This window comes from Sinobaca sp. H24 (assembly GCF_023845525.1).
The window spans coordinates 113,706-135,264 of record NZ_JALBWT010000011.1; the positions used below are offsets into that span (position 1 = coordinate 113,706).

At 44.8% G+C, this 21,559-nt stretch carries 24 protein-coding genes and 2 pseudogenes; 10 read left to right on the forward strand and 16 right to left on the reverse strand.

Translation table 11 applies throughout. The features are described from left to right. Positions 1-15: 15 nt before the first annotated feature. Positions 16-564 (reverse strand): TRAP transporter small permease, encoded by a 549-nt coding sequence (locus MMY81_RS15655; protein WP_252313614.1) that lies wholly within the window; start codon positions 562-564, stop codon positions 16-18. A 633-nt stretch (positions 565-1,197) separates the two neighbouring features. Between MMY81_RS15655 and MMY81_RS15660 the strand changes: the two genes are divergently transcribed. Beyond that, positions 1,198-1,680, forward strand: coding sequence for a divergent PAP2 family protein (locus MMY81_RS15660; protein WP_120194407.1), 483 nt, complete (start codon positions 1,198-1,200; stop codon positions 1,678-1,680). 18 nt (positions 1,681-1,698) lie between these two features. Next, positions 1,699-2,511: a cobalamin-binding protein gene (locus MMY81_RS15665; RefSeq protein WP_252313615.1), complete on the forward strand. Its 813-nt coding sequence runs from the start codon at positions 1,699-1,701 to the stop codon at positions 2,509-2,511. A gap of 54 nt (positions 2,512-2,565) precedes the next feature. Here the strand turns inward: MMY81_RS15665 and MMY81_RS15670 are convergent, their stop codons facing one another. Beyond that, entirely contained in the window at positions 2,566-2,895 is a 330-nt protein-coding gene (locus MMY81_RS15670; protein ID WP_120194409.1) for a YuiB family protein, read from the reverse strand. A gap of 97 nt (positions 2,896-2,992) precedes the next feature. After that, positions 2,993-4,198, reverse strand: coding sequence for an NAD(P)/FAD-dependent oxidoreductase (locus tag MMY81_RS15675; RefSeq protein ID WP_252313616.1), 1,206 nt, complete (start codon positions 4,196-4,198; stop codon positions 2,993-2,995). Between the two features lie 440 nt (positions 4,199-4,638). On the opposite strand from MMY81_RS15675, the gene MMY81_RS15680 reads away from it, so the two are divergent. Continuing rightward, the gene (locus MMY81_RS15680; protein ID WP_252313617.1) at positions 4,639-5,511 is read left to right on the forward strand and encodes an NAD(P)/FAD-dependent oxidoreductase; all 873 of its coding nucleotides are present in this window, start codon (positions 4,639-4,641) and stop codon (positions 5,509-5,511) included. A gap of 53 nt (positions 5,512-5,564) precedes the next feature. Here MMY81_RS15680 and MMY81_RS15685 read toward each other — a convergent pair whose 3' ends face one another. Then, positions 5,565-6,074 carry a hypothetical protein gene (locus MMY81_RS15685; RefSeq protein ID WP_120194412.1) on the reverse strand — a complete coding sequence of 170 codons (510 nt, stop codon included), beginning with the start codon at positions 6,072-6,074 and terminating at the stop codon, positions 5,565-5,567. A 205-nt stretch (positions 6,075-6,279) separates the two neighbouring features. On the opposite strand from MMY81_RS15685, the gene MMY81_RS15690 reads away from it, so the two are divergent. Beyond that, positions 6,280-7,863, forward strand: a complete 1,584-nt coding sequence (locus MMY81_RS15690; RefSeq protein WP_252313649.1) for an aryl-sulfate sulfotransferase — start codon at positions 6,280-6,282, stop codon at positions 7,861-7,863. A 164-nt stretch (positions 7,864-8,027) separates the two neighbouring features. Here MMY81_RS15690 and MMY81_RS15695 read toward each other — a convergent pair whose 3' ends face one another. After that, positions 8,028-8,381: a HesB/IscA family protein gene (locus tag MMY81_RS15695; protein ID WP_120194414.1), complete on the reverse strand. Its 354-nt coding sequence runs from the start codon at positions 8,379-8,381 to the stop codon at positions 8,028-8,030. Between the two features lie 537 nt (positions 8,382-8,918). Between MMY81_RS15695 and mqnE the strand changes: the two genes are divergently transcribed. Next, positions 8,919-10,025 (forward strand): aminofutalosine synthase MqnE, encoded by a 1,107-nt coding sequence (gene mqnE / locus MMY81_RS15700; RefSeq protein ID WP_252313618.1) that lies wholly within the window; start codon positions 8,919-8,921, stop codon positions 10,023-10,025. An 18-nt stretch (positions 10,026-10,043) separates the two neighbouring features. Here the strand turns inward: mqnE and dapF are convergent, their stop codons facing one another. Genes dapF through MMY81_RS15715 form a run of 3 tightly spaced genes read right to left on the reverse strand, consistent with a single transcriptional unit; the run spans position 10,044 to position 11,407 of the window. Further along, on the reverse strand, positions 10,044-10,907 hold the full coding sequence (dapF, locus tag MMY81_RS15705) for a diaminopimelate epimerase (RefSeq protein ID WP_252313619.1): 864 nt from the start codon (positions 10,905-10,907) through the stop codon (positions 10,044-10,046). Further along, entirely contained in the window at positions 10,904-11,152 is a 249-nt protein-coding gene (locus tag MMY81_RS15710) for a hypothetical protein (protein ID WP_120194416.1), read from the reverse strand. Before MMY81_RS15710 ends, dapF begins: the two co-directional genes overlap by 4 nt. An 18-nt stretch (positions 11,153-11,170) precedes the next feature. Beyond that, entirely contained in the window at positions 11,171-11,407 is a 237-nt protein-coding gene (locus MMY81_RS15715) for a YuzB family protein (protein WP_120194417.1), read from the reverse strand. Positions 11,408-11,623: 216 nt separating this feature from the next. Between MMY81_RS15715 and MMY81_RS15720 the strand changes: the two are divergent. Continuing rightward, a pseudogene (locus MMY81_RS15720) lies at positions 11,624-11,728 on the forward strand (TetR/AcrR family transcriptional regulator); the annotation flags it as partial. A gap of 456 nt (positions 11,729-12,184) precedes the next feature. Continuing rightward, a pseudogene (locus MMY81_RS15725) lies at positions 12,185-13,256 on the forward strand (NAD(P)/FAD-dependent oxidoreductase). Positions 13,257-13,277: 21 nt separating this feature from the next. On the opposite strand, the gene MMY81_RS15730 reads toward MMY81_RS15725, so the two are convergent. Then, complete coding sequence (locus MMY81_RS15730; protein WP_252313620.1) at positions 13,278-13,589, reverse strand: DUF1462 family protein; 312 nt, start codon at positions 13,587-13,589, stop codon at positions 13,278-13,280. 203 nt (positions 13,590-13,792) lie between these two features. On the opposite strand from MMY81_RS15730, the gene MMY81_RS15735 reads away from it, so the two are divergent. Next, on the forward strand, positions 13,793-14,035 hold the full coding sequence (locus tag MMY81_RS15735; RefSeq protein ID WP_120194420.1) for a NifU family protein: 243 nt from the start codon (positions 13,793-13,795) through the stop codon (positions 14,033-14,035). Between the two features lie 74 nt (positions 14,036-14,109). On the opposite strand, the gene thrB is transcribed toward MMY81_RS15735, so the two are convergent. From thrB to MMY81_RS15760, 5 genes are all read right to left on the reverse strand, one after another. Beyond that, on the reverse strand, positions 14,110-15,039 hold the full coding sequence (gene thrB, locus MMY81_RS15740) for a homoserine kinase (protein ID WP_252313621.1): 930 nt from the start codon (positions 15,037-15,039) through the stop codon (positions 14,110-14,112). Next, the gene (gene thrC, locus MMY81_RS15745) at positions 15,029-16,099 is read right to left on the reverse strand and encodes a threonine synthase (protein ID WP_252313622.1); all 1,071 of its coding nucleotides are present in this window, start codon (positions 16,097-16,099) and stop codon (positions 15,029-15,031) included. Before thrC ends, thrB begins: the two co-directional genes overlap by 11 nt. Further along, positions 16,096-17,394 carry a homoserine dehydrogenase gene (locus tag MMY81_RS15750; protein WP_120194423.1) on the reverse strand — a complete coding sequence of 433 codons (1,299 nt, stop codon included), beginning with the start codon at positions 17,392-17,394 and terminating at the stop codon, positions 16,096-16,098. The genes thrC and MMY81_RS15750 overlap by 4 nt, the downstream gene beginning before the upstream one ends. Before the next feature lie 121 nt (positions 17,395-17,515). Further along, positions 17,516-18,319, reverse strand: coding sequence for a TIGR01457 family HAD-type hydrolase (locus tag MMY81_RS15755; protein WP_252313623.1), 804 nt, complete (start codon positions 18,317-18,319; stop codon positions 17,516-17,518). A gap of 12 nt (positions 18,320-18,331) precedes the next feature. After that, on the reverse strand, positions 18,332-18,790 hold the full coding sequence (locus MMY81_RS15760; RefSeq protein WP_252313624.1) for a DUF86 domain-containing protein: 459 nt from the start codon (positions 18,788-18,790) through the stop codon (positions 18,332-18,334). Between the two features lie 156 nt (positions 18,791-18,946). Here MMY81_RS15760 and glpX point away from each other — a divergent pair, with 156 nt between their 5' ends. Both glpX and MMY81_RS15770 read left to right on the forward strand, forming a co-directional pair. Next, positions 18,947-19,921, forward strand: coding sequence for a class II fructose-bisphosphatase (gene glpX, locus MMY81_RS15765; RefSeq protein ID WP_252313625.1), 975 nt, complete (start codon positions 18,947-18,949; stop codon positions 19,919-19,921). 15 nt (positions 19,922-19,936) lie between these two features. Then, positions 19,937-20,215 (forward strand): DUF3055 domain-containing protein, encoded by a 279-nt coding sequence (locus tag MMY81_RS15770; RefSeq protein WP_120194427.1) that lies wholly within the window; start codon positions 19,937-19,939, stop codon positions 20,213-20,215. A 40-nt stretch (positions 20,216-20,255) separates the two neighbouring features. On the opposite strand, the gene MMY81_RS15775 is transcribed toward MMY81_RS15770, so the two are convergent. Continuing rightward, positions 20,256-20,579: a YutD family protein gene (locus MMY81_RS15775; protein ID WP_252313626.1), complete on the reverse strand. Its 324-nt coding sequence runs from the start codon at positions 20,577-20,579 to the stop codon at positions 20,256-20,258. A 59-nt stretch (positions 20,580-20,638) separates the two neighbouring features. Then, positions 20,639-21,553: a lipoyl synthase gene (gene lipA, locus MMY81_RS15780; RefSeq protein ID WP_252313627.1), complete on the reverse strand. Its 915-nt coding sequence runs from the start codon at positions 21,551-21,553 to the stop codon at positions 20,639-20,641. Positions 21,554-21,559 lie beyond the last annotated feature (6 nt).

Below are 21,559 nucleotides of genomic sequence, written 5' to 3' on the forward strand. Positions count from 1 at the left end.
CGCTATCTGAATGAATTATATGTTTGTAGGATTTTCCACTTCGCTGTCTGAATCATAGTCCTTGCGTTCAGCAGCCAAGTACACTTCTTTGTTTCTTACATTCACCCAGAAATTTCTGAGAAACTGAATGCCCCCAAGCGTAAATCCTATAGGTGCCCATATGAGCATCCAGTAATAAGGAAAACGCAGAGCGGATGTGGTTCTGCCTGAATTATATACAGACATCACATATTCGTATGAATAAAAAGCTAAAACAAATAAAATAATGGCAGTAACAAAAGGAATAATGAGAGCAAGCGCTTTTCTCGGCTTATAAGGTACATTATCAAAAACGGCAGACATGCTGATGTGCCGGCCCTGTCTGGCTACATAGCTTATGCCCATAAAAGTCGCCATATAAAGAGCAAGCTGACTGATTTCTTCAGTGAACGCCCAGCTGCCCATATTCAGGTTACGGCTTACCGTATTTCCTGCCACCATGACTGTAATGGTAATAATGGACAACGCTAAAATAGCCTCTTCCACTCTCTTTAGACCAACATCCAGCCATTTAAGTATTTTCATTTTACATCGACATCCATTCTGTAGGAGTATACTGATTATTTGTTCCCTGATACTTTAGGCATACTTCTAATAGTAAAAGAACCCTTCCTTCTATTCAAATACGGTCAACGGGTTTAAAAGCCCGTAAAGAAGGATAAACAGCTGTATAGTGTCCATATCATTGTCATTTCTTTCCTTATCTTCTTATACTCCCTTTCCAGCTGCCTGTTTTATAAACAGTTTGTGAAGATCAGGCATTTGTTCTGTGATAGAAAGCCTGTCTGTGATAGGGTAAAAAGGTAGGATTTGTGCAGAATATAAATATTTTGCGCCTATAGTATTAACAAACAAATAAAAACAAATTAATCCTGATGCGAATATTTACATCCTATAATAAATTAGTTAAATGATCACAGGGCTTGTCATATTATGTACTAAAGTTTCCTTGTTTCTTTATGTTTTTCATATGTATAAAGGTTTTTGTAATTATAACAATTTTCCGAAAAATATAAAAGAGTTAGTTCTTTAAAACTATTTCAAGATGCTTTTGCCTTTATTATTTTATATTAGAAAAGTATATGTGTACGCGTACAGTTACTGAAACATCATTTATCACGTATCAGGAGAAATTAATGGAGAGGAAGATCATATTACATGGAAATCATAAATAACTTTCCATTATGGGTAGCTTTGTTTTCTATCCTTTTTGCACAGGGCATCAAGATTCCCCTGGCCTTTATTGCTTCAAAAAAATGGGATATGACTTTGGTTACAAGTACTGGAGGCATGCCAAGCTCGCACTCTGCAGCCGTCACCTCCGTTTGTACAGCAATCGGCCTAGAGCAGGGATTTGATTCCTCCATGTTCGCTGTGTGTACTATTTTCGGCGTTATCGTTATGTTTGATGCTACCGGTGTCCGCCGTCACGCGGGATATCACGCGACAATGATTAACCAGCTTGTTGTAGATTTTAATAAATTTGTTACCGAAGCCAGAACATGGCAGAAGAAAGAAGAAACAGAAAAGCGGGAGGAATTGAAAGAACTGCTCGGCCATCAGCCGGTGGAAGTATTCTTTGGTGCCCTACTCGGTATTCTTATCGCTTATTTTGCCAATATGTATTTCATTGGATCCTAATAAAGGCAGGTGCAGAACATGACCCGAATCGTTTCTCTATGTCCAAGCAGCACGGAAACAGCAGCATATCTCGGCCTAACTTCTAATCTTGTCGGGGTCGACTCTTACTCCGACTGGCCTGCAGAAGTGAACGACCTTCCCGACCTCGGACCGGACCTTTCCATTGATATGGATGCGGTAATGGAGCTCAAGCCGGATGTAGTATTAGCCTCCCACAGTGTTCCCGGCATGGAAAAAAACACACAGGAAATGGATAAAAGAGGTATTTCCTACGTCTTAACCTCTCCTAACACCCTGTCTGATGTTCTGGAAGACTTGATGATCATTGGAGAGGCTACCGGCACTATGGAAAAAGCAGAAGAAATAATTTATGCATGCCGCCAGATGATGGATACGTACCATGAACTGGCATCGAGGTGCGAGCCTTCCAGACTTTACTGGGAGTGGTGGCCCAAACCTCCTTTTACGCCGGGAGGCGGTAACTGGCTGACAGAAATCAGTGCTATGGCAGGGGCGGAAAATATTTTTTCCGATAAAGAAGAAGCCAGCGTGAAAACGACATGGGAAGAAATCCGGGAACGCGATCCGGATCGTATCTGCCTTGCATGGGTAGGAGTGCCTTTTGATAAAGTAAAACCAGAGCTCTTGAAAAAAAGAGAAGGATGGCCGTCCATGAAGGCAATGGAAAACGGCAGCATTGATGTGCTGCCGGAGCCGCTGTACTGCCGGCCTTCCCCACGGCTTTTTACCGGCCTTGCCGAACTTGCCTATCTTCTTCACCCGGATACCTTTCCAAAACCCCTCTCATCGGACGTGCTGCTTCATCCATAACTATTCATCCGTGCACAAAAAAGCCGCTCCCGTGAAGGAGCGGCTTTTTTTAATTTAAAACATCTGGTATCCCCGGACTCTCAGCATCCGAATAGCTATTCCTGCAACTATTGCACCTATAAACCCGCTCGTTAAAATCAAGTAGTCCACAATCTGTAGCGACAGCAGCTGTTCACCAAGCTGGGAAAAAGAAGCGCCCGGCGCGGAGAAGTAGCTCCAGATTCCCAAACTGTCCACTATCCATACCACAATCAGCGGGTATGCTATCGCCATTACCCACGTCGATCGTAAAATCATATTCAGCAGAAAACCAATGCCAAAAAACAGCAGCAAAAACAGCATCATTGAAATAATCAGCTGCGGGAGGCTTCCGATTCCCGTCATATTCTATACCCCCTGTATTGATCGCGCTTACACAAGCGGAGAAAAACCGGAAATACCGTCTCAACGATATTTCCAGCTTTTCTGTCCTGACTCGTATTTAAAATGGGTTTTTCCCTTTTTTCAGCACGAGGCCTGGTCCGCCCAATATCCATAAATAACGATTATCAATCATTTTTTTCATAAAGTTGGCGGAAGTGCCGAATACTTTACGCTTTCCGATAACGCCTATAGCTTCTTTGCCGCCAAGGGAGGCTACGGTACCTTTAATCTCAGGCTTGAATTCTTCAAGCGCTTTATTGTTAATTAATGCATTCAGATTATTGGCCACTGTCACTGCCTGCTGCATGGCAATCTGTGCCGTTGGCGGATACGGACGTTCTGTTTCTTCATTAATTATAAGTGAACAGTCTCCAATAATAAACACGTTTTCGTAGCCGGGTGCACGAAGATCTTTATCTACTTTCACACGGCCGCGCATGTTTTCAAATCCTGACTTTTCAATAACAGGATTGCCCCGGACGCCGGTAGCCCATACTACAGTAGACGCTTTAACTTCTTCTCCGTTTTTAAGCACAAGACCTTCTGCTGTAACCGCAGAAATCGGAGTATTAATTTTAAATTCCACTCCCCGGTTTTCAAGCAGGTTCATCGCATACTCCACAAGCTCCGGATCAAATCCAGGAAGAGCCGTTGGGGCAGCTTCTACAACATACATCTTTATTTTATTCATTGGGATATCGTATTTTTTGCTGAGTTCGGGTATACGTTCGCTCAGCTCACCGATAAATTCCATACCGGTAAAACCAGCGCCTGCTACAGCAAACGATAAATCTGCTTCTTTAGGCTCTGAATCGTTGTTGTATTTGGAGAACATATATTCAATATGGTCTTTGATCTGGCGGGCTCCATTAAGCGTCCACTTGCTGTATGCGTGTTCAAAAACGCCCTCTACGCCGAATGTCTCCGGTACAGCTCCAAGACCCGTAACGATGTAGTCGTATTCAGCGCTGCCGGTATTTTTAAGCACTACTTTGTTTTCAGCCGGCTTAATTTCTACTACTTCATCTTGAATAAATTTAATTTTCGTAGTATCGATCACATCTTTAATATTCATTCTTGTACGATCAGGATGCATCGTACCGGCGGCCGGCTCATGCAGCCATGTTGTCTGATAATGATAGTCATGCTTGCTGATTAATGTTACATTGGCCTGGTTCTGGTCAATTTTTTTAAAAATTTTCGCTGCCGTAACCATTCCGGCGTACCCTGCACCTAAAATAAGAATATTTGGCTTTCCTGCCATGTTGCGTCACTCCCTAGAGAATATAATTTATTTTTTATACGTGCGTTTGTGATCTATTTCACGTTCAAATACGCAGAAATATTCTTGTTGTTTATAGGATCAGGCTTTATCATAACAAAAGCATGAAAATGTCGTAAAATATTCACAAATCTCATTATTAATGATATGGGTTTTACCCGCATATTTCAACCTTTTTTGCGTCTGTACTCTTTTTATTGCAGCGTTTTTTCTTCCATTTATCCGGAATGAGAAGCAGGACTTTTAAAACAAGGCTTGATATGCGTATAATAGAGGTAGTTTTCTCAGCATAATTTGGAGGTAGATAACGTGGCACTTGAGCAAGATATATATGATATAACGATTATCGGCGGAGGGCCGACCGGTCTTTTTACAGCATTCTACGGGGGAATGCGTCAGTCAAAAGTAAAATTATCGAAAGCATGCCCCAGCTCGGAGGACAGCTGTCTGCTCTTTATCCGGAAAAGTATATATATGATGTAGCAGGCTTCCCTAAAATCAGAGCACAGGAACTTGTCGACAACCTTATTGAGCAGATGACCCCGTTTGGTCCCAAGGTCGTATTGGAACAATCGGTGGAAAATGTCATTAAAGTAGATGACGATATTATGAACTGCACACAGACAAAGAAATCCACTATACAAAGACCATTATTATCACCGCCGGCGTCGGTGCATTCCAGCCCCGCCGCCTTCAGGTGGACGGAGCAGATCCTTATGAAAAAGGAAACCTCACTACTTTATAAACGATCTGCAGACATTCGCAGACGAGAAAGTATGATTCTCGGCGGCGGCGATTCCGCAGTAGACTGGGCAAACATGCTTGACCCTATTTCAGAGGTAAAGCTTGTGCACCGCCGCGCTAAGTTCCGCGCCCACGAACACAGCGTAGAGCAGCTTGAACAGTCTGATGTAGAGGTTATGACCCCCTACCAGGTCACAGCGATTCACGGAGACGGTACAAAGATTCAGCAGGTAGAACTCCAGGAAGTAAAAGGAGACGAAAAATTACTCGTTGATATCGACTCGCTTATCGTCAACTACGGCTTTGTTTCTTCCCTCGGCCCTATTAAAGAATGGGGACTTGATATTGAGAAGAATACTATCCGGGTAAACAGCCGGATGGAAACAAACATTCCGGGCATCTATGCCGCGGGTGATGTGGCAACGTATGACGGTAAAGTAAAGCTGATTGCCACCGGCTTCGGTGAAGCGCCGACAGCCGTCAACAATGCGAAAGCATACCTTGACCCCGATGCGAAGCTTCAGCCGGGACACAGCTCCCACATGTTTTAAAAAACAGCATAAATCAAGCCCTCCGGTGTTATCAGCCGGAGGGCTTTTTTTCGTTATATGAGCTGGTCCGAAAAAATCTCCAGCCGCTCTATCCATTCACTCTTTGCTGTTTCATCTCTGCTGTACGGATTATTTGTATCTACTTTGATTTCAATTTCGACGTTATCTTTATGAGCAACCGACAACCCTCTGAATAATTTCTGACCCCAGTCGTAATATTCATTTTTCATTTCCGGTCCTTTATAATACATTTCTTTAGATAAATGATCCGGGAGCACTTTTCTGCTGACCGTATACGTTCCTACCAGCGGAAGCGCGGTTTTTTCACATGCAATAGTATATTTGCTTAATGCTCTTGTACCGGATTCGAATTCAAGTACTTCCAGAACGTCTTTTCTGCTGTCCCACGTTTCAATTAAAATACTTCCGCTTTTGAGGCGGGGCTTAATAAACTGGCTGCACCCGCTGATAAAATAATCCAGTTTCTGTTTTTCTTCTTCTTCACTCGCGCTGCAGGCTGCATGTTCCAATTTTAAGTTTTCTGTGATCTGGTTTATTTCCATAGACTGTTCACTCCCTCTGTATGCTTAAACAGTAGGCTACACAGCATTAAATGTCAATAAATTCTGACTTCTTTTTCGGTATTTAAATTCGGCTTTCGGCTGTTCTCTAATGCGAATACTTTGTGTTCAAACACACATATTTTGCTTATACTTATAATATAGATCTTAAAAAAACATAAAATAGGGAGGTTATTCTTTGAAAGTAATGACTTTACTTATCGCTGTGCTGGGCATAGGGTGGATTATTATTGCAGAAACAACGAATCAGACCGTGTCTTTTTCTCTTTTTCAAAGTGCCTCTACAACGAACAGCGAAACCGATTTAATAGAAGAACAAGAAGAAATGGAGAAAGAATGGCAGCAGGAATATATGAACGGCAGCTACTCTTTTGACAATCCCATGGTAATTGAGGATCCCTACGGAGAAGCTCCGTTAACTGCTTTAGCGAAATTCCGCACAGAGGAACCGAGCCAGATTACGGTAACGGTTGCCAGCCGGGAAGGCGCAGAAGACATTACACATACTTATTCTTCTTATACACAGGAACACGAGGTGCCTGTGCTGGGCCTCTATCCCAACAGCGATAATGAAGTCACTATTGCTGCTGAAAACCAACAGGGAACTATTCAGGAAAAAACGATTTCCATAGAAAGCGATGGGACTCTCGAATCCGCCCATGATAGACAAATAGTAGAAAGTTCTCCCGATGATATGGAACCAGGTCTTACATTTATTAATACTGCTGTGACAGAACCTTATGGAGTCGATGAGCAGGGGGATATACGCTGGTATTCATCGAGGACCGGGGGATTTGCCTTTAAACGGCTCGCTAACGGAAATCTGCTCCGCGGGATGTCCGAATCTGCGGATGAGCGAAATGAATATCTTCTTGAAACAGATATGCTTGGAAAAGTGCAGCATCAGTATAAGATTAATGTTCCCAACTATGATGACAACAACGTTATTCATCATGACGCGATTGAACTGCCAAACAATAACCTCCTGGTTACCATACATGACAACAGTAATTCCTATGTAGAAGATACGATGGTAGAAATTGACCGCACGACCGGAGAAACTGTTGCAACCCTTGATTTAAAGGATGCTTTCCCAGCCGAAGTTTATGAAAATTATGCCGGTCCCTATAAAAATGAAGGCGACTGGTTTCATCAAAATGCGGTATGGTATGATGCCGAAACGGAAAGTATCCTCGTATCCGGACGTCACCAAAGCGCGGTTCTAAGCCTCACGTATCCGGATATGGATATTAACTGGATTCTTGCAGCACCGGAAAACTGGCCGGACAGCATGTCGGAAAAAGTACTTGAGCCTGTGGAAGATCCTATTAAGTATCCGGGCGCCCAGCATGCCCCGATGATTCTTCCGGATCAGGACGATGACCCGGACACTAAAGATATTCTCTTATTTGACAACAATACAGCAGTCGTCCGCGGTAATGACTCTATCAGCAGAGATTTCAGCCAGGGTATTCAATACCGGATCAACGAAACAGACGGCACGGTGGAAACCGTTTGGAATTACGGTGAAGATCGCGGAAAAGAATTCTTTTCCAATGTAGTCGGTGATGCTGATTATTTATATGAAACCGGAAACCGCCTGCTGACGTCTGGTTACAATGAACTCGAAAACAGCTACCGGGCTGTTATTGTGGAACTGGCTTCTGATACAGATGAAATAGTGTATGAACTCGAACTTACCGGCATTCAGGAAGGCGATGGCAGAATTGTATACCGCTCTGAACGCATGCCTCTTTATACGGCACAGTAATACTGTTCCCCGGGTTTACCTCCCGTTACGCACATACCTGAATTTCTTTTTATTACGGCCATTAAAAAAAGCCCTCCTACCGGCTGTAGATTACCGGTAAGAGGGCTTTTTTAGAGGCTTATCTTCCGCATAAATGCGGTTGAATGCCCCTTATTGGAGAAAGTTTAACAATCTTCCGGCGTACCGGCTTTCGTTGCTGTACGGAATGATGATCCGCAGCCGCAGGAAGCGATCGCGTTCGGATTGTCGATAGTAAATCCGCCGCCCATCATGTTTTGTTTGTAGTCAATCACGACTCCATCCAAAATCGGGGCGCTTTCTTTATCTACAATAACGTCAAGTCCACTTATTTGGAGCACGTCGTCCTCTTCTTCTTTAACAGAATCAAATCCCATTCCATATGAAAGGCCGCTGCATCCTCCGCCTTTAACGCCTACACGAAGCATAAGGTTTGTATCTTCTTCTTCCTGCATCATCTCTCTTACACGAGCAGCAGCTGGTTCTGTAATATTTAGCATGATATGTCCTCCTTTAAGGAATAATTGCTGTCCTTTAAGAAAATTATATATGCTATTGGCTGTAAATTCAAATGATCTGAAAGGATGCCGCTTTTTGAGAAACAGCAGCAGGTGGATGTAATTCCATAAGCATGTTATGATGTTTGTCGAGCTTTTCGCTGTAATATAAACGAGCGGATGGCTGAATCCATACGTAGAAGCAGCATTCATCATTTTTACACGAAGTTCTTCAATTCTTTTTTCATTTTGCTCTGCTGTGATTTTCACGACGATCCTCCTTTTTACTTAATAATTTTTCTTATCCATATATTTCTTCAATTATATGTCAATTACCAATTTAAAACAATAAATAGATCATTACTATTTGATTAAATTTATATTCAAACCGGTTCTCTTTAATTTACTATTTCCAGGATGTATAATGGAAATTGCAGCTACATTATGTATTTTTTTAGCAGGATAACTTGTTTCATTTTATATAGTCTATTTTTCCAGAGTCGAGAGGAACCAACAGTTTATACAGGGAGTTAGAAAGGGATGATGGATGTGCCTGTAACATTAAACACAGACGTACGAATGAAAGAAATCATTGAAAAAGTCAATCATGGACAGCGCTTGTCTATAGATGACGGGCTTTACTTATACAACACAACGGATCTGCTGACCGTAGCCCAGCTGGCAAATCAGGTAAATGAGCAGAGAAATGGAAATAATGTATATTTTATTGAAAATATGTACATTAACCCAACAAATGTATGTGAAGCGAGCTGCAGCTTCTGCGGGTTCAAACGAAAGCCCGGTGAAGAAGGCGCCTATACAATGCATGAGGATGAGCTTCTTGAGTATGTTGAAAAACGCTGGAATGATAATATCCGTGAATTTCATATCGTCGGCGGACATAATGTAGAAGTTGGATTTGAATACTATTTAAACACAATTCGTGCGCTTAAGAAGCACTATCCTTCAGCCGCTATTAAAGCATATACCGGCGCTGAAATCGAATTCTTTTCCAGAATTTCCGGCCTTTCCATGAGAGAAGTGCTTCAGGAGCTCATGAACGCCGGCCTGGACACTCTTCCAGGAGGCGGCGCTGAGATTCTTACAGAACGCTACCGCGCTAAAATGAGCCCGGATAAGGCTTCTACAGATGAATGGCTGGAAGCACATGAAATTGCACACGATCTCGGTATGAAAACACATGCTACAATGCTTTACGGCTCTATCGATACATTTGAAGAACGCTTAATCCATATGGACCGGCTCCGCCAGCTTCAGGATAAAACGAATGGCTTTATGGTGTTTATTCCGCTTGCGATGCAGCCGCGTAATGTCGGCGCCGGGCTGAACCGGAGAACGTCTGCTTATGACGATATGCGTACTATTGCTATATCCCGTCTTATGCTTGATAATTTCGACCATATTAAAGCCTACTGGATTAACATTGGTCCGCAGCTTACTCAGATGGCCCTCACATTCGGGTCGGATGATATTCACGGCACGCTTATTGAAGAAAGAATTTCCCACTCTGTTGGTGCCCTTACTTCACAGGGATTAACGAGAAAAGAATTAGTTCACCTGATCAAAGGTGCGAACAAGCAGCCAATTGAGCGTGACACGTTCTACAACGAAATTAAAAGATATTAATCTACAAAAAAACAGACCCTACCGGGGTCTGTTTTTTAATGTGCCTTCACATATCGTTTCTGCTGCACCATTCATAGAGATGTGTCCGTCTTTCTGCCATGTAATAAATAAATCACCACCGGGCAGGTGTACAGTAATTTCTTTGTTTTTCTGCATTTTTCCGTTTAAAACAGCTGCTGCAACAGCCGCGCAGGCTCCTGTGCCACATGCCTGTGTTTCGCCGGTGCCTCGCTCCCATACGCGAAAATTCATTTCTGTCTCAGATACAACATGAACAAATTCAATATTAGCACGCTCTGGAAACACTTCATGCTTTTCCAGAAGAGGACCCAGCGTATGAACAGGTGCTTCCGTCGTATCCTCTACAAACAGAACGGCATGCGGGTTCCCCATCGATAGTGCTGTTATTTCAAAGCTTGTGCCGCCTGCTTCCAGCATTTCACGAACCGCTTCACTATCCGGATCACCGGATATCATTGGAATACTCTTCTTTGCAAGGCGCGGTTCTCCCATATCAATAGTAACCATATCGACGATGGATTTGGAATGATCCGGATGTACCGTTGCTTTTACGGTGCCGCCCTTTGTTTCAATCGTAAACCGTTCGTTTTCTACATACTTTTTTTCGAATACGTACTTCGCTGTGCAGCGCAGGCCGTTTCCGCATGTCATCGCTTCTGAGCCGTCCGCATTGAATATTCTCATCCGGGCATCTTCTGTCCGGGACGGTTCAATAAGAATTAATCCGTCCGCCCCTATTCCCCTGTTTTTGTCGGAGACGTAAACGGCAAGTTCGCCCAGGCTTTTTTCTTCCAGTTCCTCTTCAAATAAATCAATATAAATATAGCTGTTTCCCAACCCATGCATTTTTGTAAACTTCATCGTCCTGCTCCCCTCAATTTATCCTCTGTCCAAAAGTAATCTTCGTCTGCTTGTATAATGACCATCCGCGTGAAACAGCACGGCATAATAAGCGGTGTTTTTATTTCCTCTTTTGCTCTCTGCAGATTATCCCTGGTCAAGTGAGTCAGCACGTTCTCTTCTCCGCAGTAAGGGCATTCCTGCACGTAAATGTCGTTTCCCATCTTTTCATATGGCCATGTATTTTCAAACGTTAGAAATACCATACCTGCATCCCCTTCCAGTTAAAACATTGGATTTTCTTCTAAATACTGATATATATTATCGACCAGTTCATCAGGGGTTTCTCCTTCAACGACTTCCCCATTAACCAGCGCATAGTTTGTATCCGCACATAAGCCGCAGTTTCCAAGACAGCCGTATTCGATGATATCAAAGTTAGGATCTCTTTCCAGTTTTTCCATGGCTGCCTGGGATCCGCTGGCCAGATTACTCAGGCAAAATTCTATAATTGGTCTCATTTGCTTTCCCACCCTCTTTTCAGCTCTGCAATTATCCTACCGTTCTATGCTTCCAACCGTCAACGTATCTACTCTATTTATTTCTTCATTATAAGTTTTCTGACTATTTTCCAGTTGTTGTAATGTCGATCTAAAATCTTTATAATAAAATTGACCAGGGTCACTTTTGATACAAAGTATCCTTTGAAGCAACGGAGAGGTCGAGTTATGAATAGAATGCAGAAAAAAGAACGTACAAAACAGAAAATTCTTTCGGAAGCGCTTTATCTCTTTCGGGAAAAAGGATTTGATGATACGACTGTCCAGGAAATAACCGAAGCTGCCAACGTAGCAAAAGGAACTTTTTTTAATTACTTCCCTACGAAAGAATCGATCATGCAGTCTCTGGCAGAAGACAGGCTTCACCAAGTAGAATCCTATATCGATAAATATGCACTGCAGCGTCTTGCACTATTTTCGAGAATCCGCGCCTACGTCAGCTACTTTCTTGGAGAATACCAGCTGAATCCGCAGCTGACAAGAAAAGTGTGGCAGCACGTTGTCGAGCATGAAGTGCTGCTGCGCAGCCACTGGGAGCAGCTTCTTTATGACAGTGAACAGCGGGGAGAAATAAAGCCTCACCTCGATATTCCTGCATGGAGCCATATTATGAACAGTCATTTTCATTACCTGCTGGCAACGAGCACTGCTGTTAACCGGGAGGAATTTATAGAAGAAATGATGGCTATGATGTATACAAGCCTCCATAGCATCACTACAAAAAGGGGACATGAAACAATGAAAAGAGTTGTTATACTAGGCGGAGGGTACGGCGGCCTGCGCCTGCTGCAGCGCCTGCTCACCAACGATCTTCCAGCTGACGTCGAAATTGTGCTTATAGATAAACTTCCTTACCACTGTATGAAAACCGAATACTATGCCCTTGCCGCCGGCACAGAATCAGACCATCAGGTAAGGGTTCCTTTCCCTACCCACAAACAGCTCCGCCTCCAGTTTGGCACCATTGACCGCGTTGATATGGACAGTAATCTTGTTCATATGAAAGGGGAAAACCCGGTAGCCTTTGACAGTCTGATTGTAGGTCTTGGCTGTGAAGATAAATTTCATGAAGTACCGGGCGCTGCGGAGCACACGTACAGCATCCAGACAATGGAGGCGACCCGGAAAAGCTATCAGGTGCTTAACAGCCTTCCCGCAAACTCCAGCGTCTCCATTGTTGGGGCGGGACTGAGCGGAGTGGAACTCGCCAGCGAACTCCGTGAAAGCCGTTCTGATTTAAGAATACGCTTGTTTGACCGCGGTGATACCATTCTGCCGATGTTCCCAAATCGTCTGAGCAAATACGTACAAAAATGGTTTGAAGACCATCAGGTAGAGGTAATCAGTAACTCCGACATTACCCAGGTGGATGAGCATACGATTTACAACCACGGGGAACCACTGGAGTCCGATGTAATTATCTGGACGGCCGGCATTCAGCCAACAAAGTAGTCCGGGATATGGACGTGGAAAAAGACCCAAGAGGCCGCGTTATACTAACGCCCCACACCACCTGCCGGACAACAAAAACGTCTTCGTGGTCGGCGACTGTGCCAGCCTTCCTCACGCGCCGAGTGCCCAGCTAGCTGAAGGCCAGGCAGAACAGATTGCGATGGTTCTTAAAAAGAGATGGAAGGGTGAATCCATCCCGGAGACGCTGCCTGAAATCAAATTAAAGGGCGTACTCGGTTCCCTCGGTAAAAAGCACGGCTTTGGTATGATGGGTGAAAAAGCTGCTGTTACAGGCCGTGTCGCCCGTATGCTGAAAAGCGGCGTTCTTTGGATGTATAAAAACCATAACGGCGTATAAATGTTTAAAAAAGCTCTCTTCTCAGGAAGGGAGCTTTTCAATATATTCATACACTTTTTTCAGCCTTGGATTACCCTCTGCAATAATATCGCCGTTTACCAGTACGAGCGGATAAATTCTATTATTCTCTATTATATCCCGGGCCGTTTCCTCTTCTTCTTTTCCGTTTGGCTGATGCATATCGACATAGACGACATCCAGCGGTTTATCCGGATATTTTCTCTGCAGCGCCGCTTCCAGCCATTCTTTTGTTTCGATGCTTGAAGGAAGCTGTACGCATCCGGAGCATTTTTCCTCTGACCCGTACACTTTTATTGTAATGGGTTGATTCATAGTTGATCCCTTCTTTCTTTTTTTCTGCGCAAAGCCCGGCATAACGGTGTTTTTTAAAGTTATTTAGAAAATAGTAGTGAGAATGCTTCGCATTAGTTGTCATAGAAAAGCAATTCATAGTAGAATATAACTTAAGTTCCTTTAATTATAGACTATCTTTACAAGAGGTACTATAATAAAGGCAAAGAAAGGAGAGATACATCATGCCACAAACTACTGAAGATATGAACGGACAGGTACTAGAAGTATTAGACAAGCTGCGCCCATTTCTACTTCGCGACGGCGGTGACGTTGAGCTCGTAGATATTGAGGACGGTATTGTAAAAGTCCGCCTAATGGGAGCATGCGGATCTTGCCCTTCTTCAACGATTACTCTTAAAGCAGGAATCGAGCGCGCCCTTTTAGAAGAAGTACCGGGCGTTGTTGAAATAGAGCAGGTATTTTAAGCACTCCTTCATACGGATAGTAATTCATACGAATCAAAAGAGTACGCTCCCTGCCGGGAGCGTACTCTTTTTCGTTAGGAGGGAATTTCCACTCCTGCGTCTAATTTTACGTAGTATACCTGTGATCCCTTATGATCCGGCGCTGCGATCTGCACGTCAAAAGCAGGATAATCAATCTGGATTTTTTCCCTTACTTTTTCTCCGTCTCCTTTAGGGACAATGCATAATACAGTGGGGCCGGCACCGCTTAATGCAGCACCGTGAGCACCGTAGGCTTTTGCCTCCTGCATAATGTCCATCAGGCCGGGAACGAGACCGGCACGGTAAGGATGGTGGAATACGTCACGCACCATCATATCGCCGACAAGTTCCCAGTTGCCGGTCAGGATAGCGGCAGTCAGGACATTGCTTACCGCACTGCCTTTAATTGCCTCTTTGTACGGAAGCTGCGCTGGCAGAATCCCCCGGGCTTTTTTAGTCATCAGCTCCTGCTCCGGCACCGCAATAACAATATCAATATCCGGTACACCGGCATGAACCATGCTTGTTGCATCTATGCTATGGGCGCCAATAATAAGGCCGCCGTAAAGGCAGGGCCCTACATTATCCGGATGCCCTTCCCAAATACTTGCGAACCTCATTTTTTCTTCTTTCGTCATATCTGCAGATGTTATCTGATCAGTCATTTCGATGCCGGCAATGATCGCCGCTGCACTGCTTCCGAGACCTCTTGCAAGCGGGATATTGGTCGTCATATGCACATGGCAGGCAGGAAGCTCTTTGTTGAGCTCCTTTGCCAGCGTCTCTGCAACAATATAGATAAGGTTGTCTTTTCCGGAAGGAATACCTTCTAATTCAGCTGAATCCGAGGTAAAAGACCATTCTTCAGCAAGCGTGACCTCCATTGTTAAATAACGATCAACCGCCAGGCCGATGGAGTCAAAGCCCGGCCCCAGGTTAGCGGAGCTTGCTGGTACAGTGACGACCAACTTTTCACCCCTCACTCACGACACCTCCTTTTATTTGTTCGAGGAAGGCCTCCCGGCTGTTTGGCAGCACAGTAGGCTTAACCGTAATCGTATCGATAGCTGTGCTTGGGTCTTTCAGTCCGTTTCCAGTCAGCACGCAGACTACGGTGGACCCTTTAGCAATTTCCCCGCTTTCGATCTGCTTTTTCAAACCGGCTACTGAAGCGCATGAAGCAGGTTCTGCAAAGACACCTTCGGTCTGGGCTAGCAGCTGGTATGCCTCGAGGATTTCTTCGTCTGTGACCATATCAATTTTTCCGTTGGATTGATTGACTGCCGTTACAGCTTTCGTCCAGCTCGCTGGATTGCCGATACGGATCGCCGTAGCAATCGTTTCCGGCTCTTCAATAATCTCATTTCTTACAATAGCGGCTGATCCTTCTGCTTCAAAACCGCGCATCTGCGGAAGACCGGTACCGTTTCTTTCATGATATTCCTTAAACCCCTTCCAGTACGCTGTGATGTTGCCGGCATTTCCGACTGGTATCGAAAGTACGTCAGGCGCGCGTCCAAGCTGCTCACACACTTCAAATGCAGCGGTTTTCTGGCCTTCAATGCGGTACGGATTCACCGAATTAACGAGGGTGATTGGTTCTTTTTCGCTGATCAGCTTTACAATCTCAAGGGCATTGTCGAAGTTCCCCTGGATTTCAAACACTTCGGCTCCATACATAACAGCCTGCGCCAGCTTTCCAAGCGCAATTTTGCCTTCAGGAATAACAACGATACAGCGAAGACCTGCACGGGCCCCGTAGGCTGCTGCTGCTGCTGACGTATTGCCTGTGGAAGCACAGATAATTGCTTTACTGCCTTCTTCTTTTGCTTTCGCTACAGCCATTACCATGCCGCGGTCTTTAAACGAACCGGTCGGGTTGGTGCCCTCTGTTTTGACATGAATATCCACGCCCCACTCTTTGGAGAGCTTTTCAAGCGGGATTAGAGGAGTATTTCCCTCTCTTAAAGATAAAATAGGTGTTTCATCTGTTATCGGTAAAAATTCTTTGTACGTTTCCAAAAGGCCTTTCCAACTGCTCATTCTGCGTTTCCTCCCTCGACACGATAGCTGCTTTTGACTGCCACAACAACGTCCATTTTTTCCAGTTCTGCAAAAATTCTTTCGTATACCGACTTAGTCGTTGTATGCGTGATAACGGCTACTTCCGCGATCTGATGTTCAATCGGCCACTGCATTAATTTCTCAAAGCTTACATTTTCTTTGGCAAATACAGAAGTCAGTGCCGCAAACGTTCCCGTTTGATCTTTCACGTGAAGGCGGATAAAGTATTTGGACTGCACTTCATCATGGGTTTTCATTTGTTTATGATACAACGGCGGAACAATGCTTCTGCCGCTGACGCCAAGCTTCATATTTTTCACTACCGTCACCAGATCGGAAACGACAGCTGTTGCCGTCGGCAGGGAGCCGGCGCCCGGTCCGTAAAACATCGTTTCGCCAATCGCGTCGCCATAAACATACACTGCATTGTATTCATCATGTACCGAAGACAATGGGTGCTTGGCGGGAAGGAGCATCGGCTGCACCGTTAATTCAATCCGGTCGCCGTCCCGTTTGGCAAGGCCGATCAGCTTTAATGCATAGCCCATCTGCTCGGCATATTTAATATCATCAATGGTCACGGTCGTAATACCCCGGACATCTACATCTTCAAGCTCTACATCCATAGAAAAACCAAGGGAAGCAAGAATAGCCATTTTGCGTGCTGCATCAAGACCTTCTACGTCCGACGTTGGGTCGCTTTCAGCGAATCCAAGTGCCTGTGCTTCCGCTAATACGTCATCATAAGCCCGTCCGTCCTGGCTCATTTTTGTTAAAATATAATTCGTTGTTCCGTTTACAATCCCCATCATCTGCGAAATCCGGTCGGAGGAAAGTCCTTCGGTAAGGCCGCGTATAATCGGGATTCCACCCGCTACACTCGCTTCATAGAATAAGTCACAGCTGTTTTCTGAAGCAATTTTCACAAGCTCTGCTCCGTGAAGGGCAATCAGATCTTTATTTGCTGTGACTACATTTTTTTTGTTTTTCAGTGCCCGGATGATATAGTCTTTTGCTTCATCAATTCCGCCCATTACCTCAATTACCACTTTAATATCGTCATCCTGCAGAATGTCTTCTACTTTATCTGTGAGAAGCTCTCCTGCATTTTCAATATCCTGGTATTTATTCATGTCCCGGACAAGTACTTTCTTTACCTGAATACCGGAACCCACCTGATGCGCTAAATCCTTCTGATGGTCTCTAATAATCTGCAGGACCCCTGTTCCAACGGTTCCTGATCCGAGTAATCCAATTTGTATATCCCTGCTCATTCTCTCCACTCCTCACCACTGACTGCTTCATTCTCTCTTTACTTAAAGGTATATTGTCCATTGTAACGAATTACCCTGCATGTTTACAAGGGGGAAACATGTCTTTTTATAAAGGACATTACTATACTACTTTTTGCTGCTTTTTTTCTTCGTTTTCCTTCATAAGTGTCCAGTCTGCCATACTTTGTATACTGTACGAAGGCAGCACCGGCTTCTGCTCGATTTCCTCGAGGCTCGTAATGCCTGTCTGCACATGAATCGTATCCATACCGGTGCGGATGCCTGCTAAAATATCTGTATCATAATTGTCACCAATCAGCACCGTTTTTTCGAGCGGCGTGCCGAGTATATAAAGGGCCTGCTCTATAATAACTTGTTCCGGTTTGCCGATAAAGACCGGATCCTGTCCGGTCGCTGTCTGTACAACAGAGGTAAGTGCCCCGTTCCCCGGAAGAAATCCTCTTTCCGTAGGAAGAGCTTTATCACTGTTCGTGGAAATAAAGACAGCTCCATTCCTTACCGCAAGCGCTGCTTTAGCCAGTTTTTCATAAGTGATGCCGCGGTCTATTCCCATCACTACATAGGCCGGGTTCTCTTCTGTATATTCGACACCAGCCTCTTCCATCGCACGAAGCAGCCCGGTTTCACCGATAATGTAGGCTGTGTGCGGAGCTGGTCCAGCTTTCACATAGGCTGCAGCCGCAAGAGCTGTTGTCCAGATCTGGGCGGGTTCTGCCGGAACATTAAATGCCTGGAGCTTAAGACTGACCTCTTCAGGTGTGGCAGAGGAATTGTTTGTTATGAATAAATAAGGAAGACCGGCCTCTTTTAATTGATGAATAAAAGCTATAGCTTCCGGTATCGGCTCTTTTCCTCTATATACTGTTCCATCCAAATCGAGCATATATCCTTCGTAAGGTTTCATTTTGTACCTCTCCTAGTTGTTATCCTGTTTATTTTCCGGCAGAAATGCGGACACCGGTCCAAGTTCTTTTTCAATATACGTGCGCACGCAGTCCGGAAACTGCTTTACGTATTCCGCTTCCGACTGGACATTTTTCCATAATACATCATGGTCTATTTCCATATAGTCGCGGGTTAATGTTTTTCTCAATTTAATTAATCGGGTGAGACCTGCAAATACTTCGTCCGGGATCACCTTTTCGTCTTCCAGAATTGCGAGGATATCTTCATAGCTCCCCGGATCCCTCATAATAAATCCGTCTATCATCTGGTTTCCCGTATCAATAATCGCTTCAATCCATCCTTGTGCCAGTCTTTCCAAAGCGAGGCGCTGGATCATGTCCCCCATCGATTGAAAAGACGTGACAGCTTCATACAAAGACTCTATATAAGCCAGTTGGGCTTCAATTTTCTCCCGGTCTACAAAATACATCGTTCATTCCCCCTGTACCTGATCTGCATAATAAAACTAGTATATCATAGGAGCTTTTCAAACCGTATCACGCGCAAATCTTCTATAATATGATAGGATAAAGACTGCTGATTGCAGTTTGCTTTTTTAAGGATAGTACATAAAAGGAGAGAGAAAATGGATAGAGAATTAGCTTTAGAAGTAATTCGAGTGACCGAAGCCGCAGCTATTTCATCGGCGCAGTGGATGGGAAGAGGAAAAAAAATAGAAGCTGATGATGCGGCCACTTCTGCGATGCGGCTTATTTTTGATTCCGTCAGCTGCAAAGGAACCGTTGTAATTGGAGAAGGAGAGCTCGATGAAGCTCCAATGCTCTACATTGGCGAAGAGGTCGGCAACGGCCACGGACCGGAAGTAGACATCGCCGTTGATCCGCTGGAAGGAACCAATATTGTGGCCAACGGCCGCGGCAACGCGATGGCCGTTCTGGCTCTTGGGGACCGCGGTACGCTGCTCCACGCTCCCGATATGTATATGGAAAAACTCGTTGTCGGACCGGAAGCAGCCGGTCTGGTGAGACTGGATGATCCTATTGAAAAAACAATTGATATTGTAGCAAAAATGAACAATAAACGGACCCGGGATGTTACGGTTATTATTCAGGACCGGGAGCGTCATCAGGATATCATTGACCGGGTCCGCGCTAAAGGATCACGCGTTAAGTTGTTCGGAGACGGGGATGTCGGCGCTTCGATTGCCACCTCCCTTCCGCAGACGGGCATCGATTTGTTTGTAGGTACCGGCGGCGCCCCGGAAGGCGTCATATCCGCTGCAGCGATTAAAGCGCTCGGCGGCGATATGCAGGCCCGGCTCGTGCCGGATAATGAAGAAGAAGAACAGCGTTGTATTGCGATGGGTTTAACAGATCCGCGCCAGCTTCTGCATTTACATGACCTTGTAAAAGGCGATGATGCTATTTTTGCCGCGACAGGCGTTTCTTCCGGAGAGCTTCTGGAAGGGGTCCGTTTTCTTGGTGGGGACCTGGTGGAAACAGATTCCATCGTGATGCGGGCTAAAACCAGAACAGTACGGTATATTAAAGCACACCACCGTCTGCAGAATAAACCGCATCTGCTTGCAGATGATGAGTAAAGGAGGAATACAGCTATGAGCGACCGTTTTTATATTCATGATGAAGAAGAGGAATCCAGCATCCGATTTGTAAGCTTTATGGGAGATAACGATGAGCGATTTGACCTGGCTCTTATTTCCACCGAGCGCTATTACGGAAAGCAGGTTGTCCTTGACATACGCACCCAGCGTTTTGCCCTATTGGGAGTCGATGACCTCGAAGAGCAGGGGCTGCTCGAAGATGCCTATCAGATCGATGAGGAAACAGCTGAAGAACTGCGGGCTTTTCTACTCGAAGCGATTGTGGAATATTAATATAACGTAAAAAGGCTTCCGCTGCGGCGGAGGCCTTTTTTTATGAGTTCACTTCTTCTTTTTCTTCCGTCTCTGCTTCCGGCTGTTCCTGTTTTTTCTGTTTTTTTACTACAAAATAAGCGCAGCCAAAGTTACAGTACTCCAGCAGGTAATCATGAAGCGTGCTTATTTTCATGTCATAGGAAACTTTTTTCCGCGAATCATCAAAAAATCCACGCAGGCGGAGCTGTTCGTGCCCCCAGTCCCCCAGAATATAGTCATATTTATGAAGCACCTCGCTGTAACGTTCTATAAATACTTCTTCGTTCCAGCCGGAGCGGTTTTCTTCAACCACTTCGTACGTATAACCCTGAACTTCCACCATTGCTTTCCCTCCTTTTGTAAAAACCGGCTCCCGTTAAAAGGGAACCGGTCACGTATTGATTATTCAGCCTGTTTATATTTATTTGCTTCTTCGTGTACCTGGGCCTGGTTAACCTGCTCATCAGCGTGATAAGAAGAACGGACAAGCGGACCGGCTTCACAGTGGCTGAAGCCTTTTTCCATGGCAATTTCCTTGAATTTTCGCAAACTCTTCAGGTTCGAGTAGTATTTTTTAACTTTTAGATGTTTCTTCGTCGGCTGAAGATACTGGCCAATTGTCATAATATCAATATTATGCGCACGAAGGTCATCCATTGTTTCAATAATTTCTTCGTCTGTTTCTCCAAGGCCGATCATCAGGCTGGATTTGGTTGGAATATCCGGGTGAATTTCTTTGGAACGCTGCAGAAATTCAAGTGAACGCTCGTATGTAGCTCTGGCGCGCACTCTTGGCGTCAACCGTTTTACTGTTTCAATATTGTGGTTCAGGATATTCGGACGAGCTTCCATCAGCGTTTCCAGGTTTTCCTGCACGCCCATCATGTCTGAAGGAAGTACTTCAATGGTGCAGTTCGGATTGCGGCGGCGCACTGCTCTAACCGTCTCTGCGAACACGGTCGATCCGCCGTCCTTCAGGTCATCTCTTGCAACTGCGGTAATAACGACATGCTTCAGTCCCATCTGCTCTACGGACTCTGCAACACGTTCCGGCTCCTGCCAGTCCAATTCATTTGGCAGTCCTGTATTTACTGCACAGAACCGGCATGCGCGCGTACACACATCGCCCAGAATCATAAATGTTGCTGTTTTTCTTTCAGACCAGCACTCATGAATATTAGGACAGCGTGCTTCTTCACATACGGTATGAAGGTTTTTTTCACGCATCATTTTCTTAAGACCCTTATACGAGTCGTTTGTATTTAATTTAATCTTCAGCCATTCCGGCTTACGAAGGTATTCTTCTGTTTTTGCCAAACCGCT